Origin of the sequence: Streptomyces sp. SID486 (genome assembly GCF_009865385.1) — a bacterium.
Classification (GTDB): domain Bacteria; phylum Actinomycetota; class Actinomycetes; order Streptomycetales; family Streptomycetaceae; genus Streptomyces.
In genome coordinates this window covers 1-2,162 of the sequence record NZ_WWJT01000443.1, presented here as the reverse complement: position 1 = coordinate 2,162, position 2,162 = coordinate 1, and the positions used below count along the sequence as shown (strand labels likewise).

General features: G+C 74.3%; 1 protein-coding gene. It reads right to left on the bottom strand.

The features are described from left to right. Positions 1 to 2,162, bottom strand: a 2,162-nt coding sequence (locus tag GT045_RS20805; RefSeq protein WP_161335080.1) for a type I polyketide synthase, incomplete at both ends; no start/stop codon positions are given.

The following is a 2,162-nucleotide window of genomic DNA, read 5'->3' as shown; positions in this document are numbered from 1 at the left end:
CTGCGTTCGGCCCAGAAGCCCCAGCCCAGCGAGACCGCGGGCAGGCAGTGGGCACGGCGGTGCGCGGCCAGGGCGTCGACGAAGGCGTTCGCCGCCGCGTAGTTGCCCTGCCCGGCGCCGCCGAACGTTCCGGCGGCGGAGGAGAAGAGCACGAAGGCGGCGAGGTCGAGGTCCCGGGTCAGCTCGTGGAGGTGGACGGCCGCGTCCACCTTCGGCCGCAGGACCGCTTCGACCTGGTCCGGGGTCAGTGACTCGATGACACCGTCGTCCAGGACGCCGGCCGCGTGCACGACCGCGGTCAGCGGGTGCTCGGCGGGCACGGTCCGCAGCAGCTCGGCGAGTCCGGCCCGGTCGGCGGCGTCGCAGGCGGCGACCGTCACGGTGGCTCCCAGACCGGTAAGGGAATCGGCGAGTTCCGCCGCGCCCGGTGCCGTACGGCCGCGTCGGGAGACCAGCAGCAGATGCCGTACGCCGTGCTCGGTGACCAGGTGTCGCGCGACGAGAGCGCCCAGCGTGCCCGTGGCGCCCGTCAGCAGCACGGTACCGTCCGGGTTCCAGGTGCCATGCGGCGCGGCCGCCGAGCCGGGCTCGGAGTCGGGTCCGGAGCCGGGCTCCGTCAGGGGCGTGGCGGTGGTGCGCGCCAGCCTCGGGGCAAGGGCTTCTCCCGACCTCATGGCGATCTGCGGCTCTCCGCTGGCGAGCACGGACTCCAGCGTGTCACCGGACAGTTCCTGCCCGTCCAGGTCCAGAAGGACGAACCGGTCCGGATGCTCGGCCTGCGCCGACCGCACCAGTCCCCACACCGCCGCAGCCGCCGGATCGGTCACGTCCTCACCCGGCACGGCGGACACCGCTCCCCGGGTCACCACGACCAACCGGGACCCGGCCAACCGCTCCTCGGCCAGCCACGCCTGCAACGACTCCAGCGCACCGAGCGTCACCGACCGCACAACCGCCGGATCGACAGCGTCCGTAGCGATGCCGTCGGCGTCTGCGTCGGTGTCGGCCGTGCGTGTCGTGAAGGAGGCCAGCACCACGTCCGGTGCTGTCTCCGCTCCCGCCGCCACGGCGGTCCGCAGCTCCTCCAGGTCCGCGCAGACCAGGGTTGTCGGGGACGATGCCGGGGTACGCAGCGCGATCTCGCGCCATACGACTCGGAACAGCGCCTCGTCGGTGATGCGTGCCGTGTCCCCCAGCCGTCCGGGGGCCACGGCGCGCGTCACCAGGGACGTCACAGCCGCGACCGGCGCCCCCGTGGTGTCGGCGACGAACACGGAGACCGCGTCCGCTCCGGCGGGAGCGAGCCGGACGCGCAGCGCGTCGGCGCCCGTGGCGAACAGGGACACCCCGCTCCAGACGAACGGAAGCCCGGCACGCCGTTCACCCTCGCTGCGCTCCGCGTCGTCCGGTCCCGACGCCATGGCGTGCAGGGCGGAGTCCAGCAGTGCGGGGTGCAGACCGAAGCGGCCCGCCTCGGCTCGCTGCTCCTCGGCGAGGGCGACTTCGGCGAACACCTCGTCGCCTCGCCGCCAAGCCGCCCGTACGCCCTGGAAGGCGGCGCCGTACTGCAGCCCCATGGCCGCGAGACCCTCGTACAGGCCGTCCACCGCGACCGGTTCGGCGCCGGCCGGCGGCCAGACGCCGAGTTCGGCGGCGACCGCGGCCTCCTCCGCACCGCCTCCGGCCCGGCTGTCGGTCAGCGTGCCGGTGGCGTGCCGCGTCCAGGCTGCCTCGGGCGCGTCCTCCGGACGCGAGTACACCGCCACCGGCCGCCGACCGGACACGTCCGGCCCGCCGACCGTCAGCTGCACCTGTACGGCACCGTTGTCGGGCAGCACCAGCGGTGCTTCCAGCGTGAGTTCCTCCAGCCGGTCACATCCGACCGCGTCCCCGGCGCGCAGCGTCAGCTCCACGAACGCCGTCCCCGGCAGCAGCGTCGTCTCGGCCACCGCGTGATCAGCCAGCCACGGGTGCGTACGCACGGACAGCCGTCCCGTCAGCAGGAACCCGTCCGCGTCGGCCAGCGCGACGACCGCTCCGAGGAGGGGGTGGTCCGCGGACCCGAGCCCCAGACCGGCAGCGGCGTTGTGGCTCACCACCGCACCGGTGGTCTCCAGCCAGAAGCGGTCACGCTGGAAGGCGTAGGTGGGCAGGTCGACGCG